The following is a 5,901-nucleotide window of genomic DNA, read 5'->3' on the forward strand; positions in this document are numbered from 1 at the left end:
AGCGCGGCCTCGGCGGCGGCGCCTCCCCCGGCGACTCCGGACAGGGCCGCGCGCAGGGTCTTGCGCCGTTGCGCGAAGGCGGCGTCCACGACGCGGAAGACGGCCTTGCGGTCCCCTGCCGGCGGCTCGCGCCGCGTCAGCGCGACCAGGGCGGAGTCCACGTTCGGAGCCGGCCAGAAGACGTTGCGCCCGACGTTGCCGGCCAGCCGCACGTCCGCGTACCAGGCCGCCTTCACGCTGGGGATCCCGTACGTGCGCGATCCCGGACCAGCGGCGAGGCGGTGCCCGACCTCGGCCTGGACCATCACCAGCACGCTCTGCAACGTCGGGAACGTCTCGAGGAAGTGCAGCAGCACGGGCACCGAGACGTTGTACGGCAGATTCGCCACGAGGGCCGTCGGAGCGGGTCCCGGCAGCTCGCGCACCCGCAGGGCGTCCGCGTGGACGAGATCGAACCGGTCGACCGCCGACGGGGCGAACTCGGCGATGGTCGCGGGCAGCCGGCCGGCGAGCGTGTCGTCGATCTCGACGGCCGTGACGTGCCGGGCCCGGTCGAGCAACGCCAGGGTCAGCGAGCCCAGCCCCGGTCCGATCTCGACGACGACGTCGTCAGGTCCGACCCCCGACACGTCGACGATGCGACGCACGGTGTTGCCGTCGATGACGAAGTTCTGGCCCTTCTGCTTCGTGGGCCGGACGTCGGCCTCCTCGGCGAGCCGACGGATGTCGCCGGCCCCCAGGAGGCGGATCTCACCGCCGGAGGTGCTCAGCTGACGCCGACCTTGGCCGCGCAGGACCACTGGCCCCAGCCGGAGCGCGCCTGGAGGATCTTGGCGTACTTGATCTGGGTGGCCTTGCTGTGCTCGTGCGGGAGCCCGGGGCCGCCGACACTGCGCCACGTGGCGGCCGAGAACTGCAGGCCGCCGTAGTAGCCGTTGCCGGTGTTGATGCTCCAGTTGCCACCGGACTCGCACTGGGCGATCTTGTCCCACACGCCGCCGTCGACCGAGTTCGGATCCTTGGTGCCGCGCTTCTGGACCTCGGTGATCGGCGGGCGGACCGAGCTGCGCGAGACGATGCGGCGCTCGCGCACCTCACCATCGGCCAGCACCAGCTCGACGCGGGCGCGGTCGAGTCCGTCGCGGCCCTCCTTGACGACCTCCGTGTCGCCCTGGAAGAGCGAGGAGTCGTCGGTGAAGGTGACCTCGTGGTCGACCGGCAGCTTCTCCATCCGGGTGATCTTCTTGATCCGGACGACGCGCAGCGACTGGCGCGGCTTGAGGTAGGAGCCCAGGCCGGGCTTGACCTCGTCGAGCTTGCCGACCGCGATGTCCTGCTGGGCGAGCAGCGCCTCCATGGTGGGAGCCGAGGTCGTGACGGCGCGCTTCTTGCCGCCGACCTTCAAGGTCACGCGCTTCGGGTTGCTGACGACCAGGCTGTTGCCGTCGAGGCCGAGGCGCTCGTCGAGCTCCATCGAGAGCGACGCTCCGTCGCGCGGCTGGACGCCCAGGGTCTGCAGGGCGCTCTCGACGTCAACGTCGTGCACCGTCTGCTGGCTGATCTTCCCGTCGACGACGAGGGTGACGGCCTTGGCACGACGGACCTTGATGACGTCGCCATCGTCGATGTCGGTCGTCAGCGCCGGGCTGACCTGGGTGCTCGGGTCGAGCTGGACGTTCCGCTCGGCCAGGACCTGGTCGACGGTCTCGCTCTCGGTGCGGACGTCGGTGACGACGCCGTCGATGTCGACGCTGACGAGGTCGTCATACGTCGAGGCGTGGACGATACCGCCGACGGCGACGGCCATCGCGAGCGCGACGGCGCCCATCACGACGGTGTTGCGGGGGGTGATGTCTGGCAAGAAACGGGGCACAAACTACCTCAGGTGTGGGAGATACAACCTTTCCACCATGCGTGTTGGCCGTATCAATTTCAAATCCTGTGACTCAGGTGACAGTAGCGACTCGGCTGGGCCACTGTCCCCCGAACGCCTCGTCGGTGTTGCGATCGATGGCTCGGCAGAGCTCCTCGACGCCGATCCCGAGCACGTCCGCCATGAACCTCACGGTGTGCGGGACCAGGAACGACGCGTTCGGCTCACCGCGGTGCGGCATCGGCGTCAGGAACGGCGCGTCGGTCTCGACGAGGACGCGGTCGAGCGGGGTCACCCGCAGCGCCTCGCGCAGGTTCTCGGCGTTCTTGAACGTGACCGTCCCCGCGAACGACAGGTGCGCCCCGCGGTCGAGGCAGCGTCGCGCGAAGTCGGCGTCACCGCTGAAGCAGTGCATGACGACGCGGTCGGGCACACCCTCGTCGTCGAGGATCGCGAGCACGTCGTCGTGGGCGTCACGATCGTGGATCACCAGCGTGCGATCGTGCCGCTTCGCGATCTCGATGTGGCGCCGGAACGAGTACTGCTGCCGGGGACGACCCTCGTCCCCGGTGCGGAAGTAGTCGAGGCCGGTCTCGCCGACGGCGCGCACGACGGGGTCGGCGGCCAGCCGGTCGATCTCGGCCAGGTCGTCCTCGAGCGTCTCGCTGCGGGCCGCGTCGTTGGGATGCATCGCGACGGCCGCGACGATGCTGGGCTGCTGGCGGGCGATCTCGACGGCCCACCGCGATCCCTCGAGGTCGCAGCCGACCTGGACCGTGCGGGTGACGCCCACGGCGGCCGCCCGGTCGAGCGCCTCGTCGACGGGGATCGACACACCCCCACGGATCCGGACGTCGAGGTGGCAGTGGTTGTCCGCGACGGGGGCGGGCAGCGGCTCGGGGGCGTCGGGCCAGCCCTCGGTCAGCGTCGACATCAGCTCTCGGCGAGGTCGATGCGCGGGAACAGCGACGGCACCTTCGTGACCGTCGACCCGGGTCGCAGCCGGGCCCAGGTGGCGACCTGGTCGATCCGCTGGTCCGCCAGCGGCCCGAGGTCGGGCTCGGCGCCCAGCGACTCCCACAGCGACGTGGTGGCCTTCGGCATGACGGGGTGCAGCGTCACCGCCAGGACCCGCAAGCCCTCGGCGGCGGTGTTGAGGATCGTGCCGAGGTACTCGCGCCGGGACTCGTCCTTCGCGACGGCCCACGGCTGGGTCTCGGTGATGTAGAGGTTGAGCGCATCGACGATGCGCCAGACCGCGGTCAGCGCGTCCTGCGGCGCGATGCGCTCCATCGCCTCGTCCGCCTCGGCCACGGCGGTCGCGACGGTGTCGACGATGTGCTGCTCGGCGTCGCCCAGCGGCCCCGCGGCCGGCAGCTCGCCGTCGAAGTACTTGCCGACCATCGCGGCCACGCGCGACGCCAGGTTGCCGAAGCCGTTGGCCAGCTCGGCGTGGTAGCGCGCGCCGATGTCCTCCCACGAGATCGAGCCGTCGCTGCCGAACGTCAGAGCGCGCGTGAAGTAGTAGCGGTAGGCGTCCGAGCCGAACGTGCCGACGATCTCGGTCGGGTGGATCCCGTTGGCCTTGCTCTTGCTCATCTTCTGGCCGCCGACCAGCAGCCAGCCGTGCGCGAAGACGCGGTTCGGGACGGGCAGGCCCGCGGCCATCAGCAGCGCCGGCCAGATGACCGCGTGGAAGCGGACGATGTCCTTGCCGACGAAGTGCACGTTGGCGGGCCACAGGTCCTCGAACTGCTCGTCATCGACGCCGTAGCCGGCCGCCGTGACGTAGTTGAGCAGCGCCTCGATCCAGACGTACATGACGTGCGAGTCGTCCCACGGCAGCGGGATGCCCCAGTCGAAGGTCGACCGCGAGATCGAGAGGTCCTTGAGTCCGCCGCGCACGAAGGCGAGCACCTCGTTGCGGGCCGACTCGGGCTGCACGAAGTCGGGGCGCTCCTCGTAGAGCGCCAGCAGCCGGTCGGCGTACTTGCTCAGCGGGAAGAAGTAGTTCTCCTCGGTGACGTGCTCGAGGCGGCTGCCGTCGAGGGTGGAGACCTTGAAGCCCTCGTCCTCGCCCTCGCCGTCGGCGACGTACTCGTCGGCCACGAACTCCTCGGAGCCGACGCTGTACCAGCCCGAGAACTCGCCGCGGTAGACCTCGCCGCGGTCGTTGAGGTCCTGCCAGAACGCCTGGGCGCCCTTCTCGTGGCGCGTCTCGGTGGTGCGGATGAAGTCGTCGTTCGCCGCGTCGATCGTGCGCAGCATCGGCAACCACTCGTTCTCGACGAGGCGGTCGACCCACTCCTGCGGCGTGACGCCGTTGGCGTCGGCCTTGCGCAGCACCTTCTGGCCGTGCTCGTCGACGCCCGTCAGGTAGTGGACGCGCTCGCCCCGCTGGCGGTGCCAGCGCGTGATGACGTCGCCGATCGTGGTCGTGTAGCCGTGCCCGATGTGGGGCGCATCGTTGACGTAGTAGATCGGCGTCGTGGCGTAGAAGGTGGGTTCGGGCACGAGTCCGAGTCTAGTGATCGCGCCGACGCGAGCCGGACCACCCGTCGCGCATCCGTCGCGCACCCGCCCGGGCGCCGGGCGTCCGCCGTGGGTAACGGGGATCACCCGCCTCGCCTCTGGGGCAAACGCGGGTGACGCTGGAGACTGGAAGGTCGGGCCACCTCCCCGGCCCCGGGAGCGAGAACCATGAGAATCGAAGCGATCGCCACGGCCGTCGACGGCCCGCACTCCGCGGTGCTGGAGCCGACCTCGGCCACCCTCGAGACCGGAGCGGTGACCGTCGTCGACGGCCCGCCCGGCACCGGCCACACGGCGTTCAGCCTGCTGCTCGGGGGCCGGCTCGTCCCCTCGTCGGGACGCGTCCTCATCGACGGCGAGGCCGACAGGCAGCGCCTGCGCGACGAGGTCGCCCTGGTGGACGTTCCCGACGTCTCCGAGCCCGACGACGTCGTCTCGCTGGCGACCACGATGGGCGAGGAGCTGGCCATGGCGCGCCGGCCCGCGGGTCGGCGCGACGTTCGCGACTGGCTCGAGGAGCGACGTGCGCAGGAGTGGCGGCGCACCCGCATGGAGGACGTCCCGGCCGACGTCCGGCTCGCCCTGCTGGCCGACGTCGCGGCCCGGAGGCCGGGCGTGACGGCCCTGGTCCTGTGCTGCCCCGACCGGTACGGCGCCGATCCCCACGCCGCGCTCGGCGTGGCCCACGAGCTGGCCGACCGCGACCTCGCGGTGTGCCTGCAGCTGACCACCAACTCGCTGCGGAACGTCAGGACCTCGCACGCGACGCTCGGAGGTGCCCGATGACCGCGCTGAGACTGGCCCTGAGCGAGCTGCGCCGCCTCACAGCCGGCCGGATGCCGCGACTGGCCGTGCTGGCGATCGTGCTGATCCCGACGATGTACGCCTCGCTCTACCTGTGGGCCAACCACGACCCGTACGGCAAGCTCGCCACCGTGCAGGCGGCGCTCGTCGTCGAGGACGTGCCCGCCGAGAGTGCGCAGAGCGGCACCGTCCACGCCGGACGGGACGTGGCCCACGACCTCGTCGAGGACGGCTCGTTCGACTGGCAGCAGGTCGATTCCGACGAGGCGGCGGCCGGGGTCGAGGACGGCACGTACCTGTTCGCGCTCACGGTGCCGCGCGGCTTCTCGACCGCACTCGCGTCGACCGCCGACTTCGACCCGGCGCAGGGCACGCTGATCCTCACGACGAACGAGGCCAACAACTACCTCTCCTCGACCATCGCCGAGCAGGTGCTGACGAAGGTCAGCTCCTCCATCGCCGAGAACGTCAGCGAGCAGGCGGCCTCCTCGTTCCTGCTCGGCTTCTCGACCCTGCACGACCAGCTGAAGGAGGCCGGCGAGGGCGCCGAGACGCTCGCGGACGGACTGGTCGACGCGCACGACGGCGCACAGCGGCTCGCCACGGGCGCCTCCGACCTGTCCGCGGGCGAGGCCCAGCTGGTGGCCGGCCAGCGCAGCCTCGGCGCGGGCCTGACCGAGGCCGAGTCCGGC

General features: G+C 71.0%; 6 protein-coding genes. 2 read left to right on the forward strand and 4 right to left on the reverse strand.

Annotation, left to right across the window (positions count from 1 at the left end; translation table 11 throughout):
* From rsmA to metG, 4 genes are all read right to left on the reverse strand, one after another.
* Positions 1 to 800: 16S rRNA (adenine(1518)-N(6)/adenine(1519)-N(6))-dimethyltransferase RsmA (rsmA, locus tag RT323_RS15685; RefSeq protein WP_313410110.1), on the reverse strand; the 800-nt coding region annotated here is incomplete at its 3' end.
* Positions 767 to 1,861: a transglycosylase family protein gene (locus tag RT323_RS15690; protein WP_313410112.1), complete on the reverse strand. Its 1,095-nt coding sequence runs from the start codon at positions 1,859 to 1,861 to the stop codon at positions 767 to 769. The genes rsmA and RT323_RS15690, both read right to left, overlap by 34 nt.
* 85 nt (positions 1,862 to 1,946) lie before the next feature.
* Positions 1,947 to 2,807: a TatD family hydrolase gene (locus tag RT323_RS15695; protein ID WP_313410114.1), complete on the reverse strand. Its 861-nt coding sequence runs from the start codon at positions 2,805 to 2,807 to the stop codon at positions 1,947 to 1,949.
* Positions 2,807 to 4,387, reverse strand: a complete 1,581-nt coding sequence (gene metG, locus RT323_RS15700; RefSeq protein ID WP_313410115.1) for a methionine--tRNA ligase — start codon at positions 4,385 to 4,387, stop codon at positions 2,807 to 2,809. The genes RT323_RS15695 and metG overlap by 1 nt, the downstream gene beginning before the upstream one ends.
* Before the next feature lie 186 nt (positions 4,388 to 4,573).
* On the opposite strand from metG, the gene RT323_RS15705 reads away from it, so the two are divergent.
* Together RT323_RS15705 and RT323_RS15710 are read left to right on the forward strand one after the other, a co-directional pair.
* Positions 4,574 to 5,191, forward strand: a complete 618-nt coding sequence (locus tag RT323_RS15705) for a hypothetical protein (protein ID WP_313410117.1) — start codon at positions 4,574 to 4,576, stop codon at positions 5,189 to 5,191.
* Positions 5,188 to 5,901: YhgE/Pip family protein (locus tag RT323_RS15710; protein WP_313410118.1), on the forward strand; the 714-nt coding region annotated here is incomplete at its 3' end. The genes RT323_RS15705 and RT323_RS15710, both read left to right, overlap by 4 nt.

The sequence above is a fragment of the Aeromicrobium sp. genome, assembly GCF_032084975.1.
Classification (GTDB): Bacteria; Actinomycetota; Actinomycetes; order Propionibacteriales; family Nocardioidaceae; genus Aeromicrobium.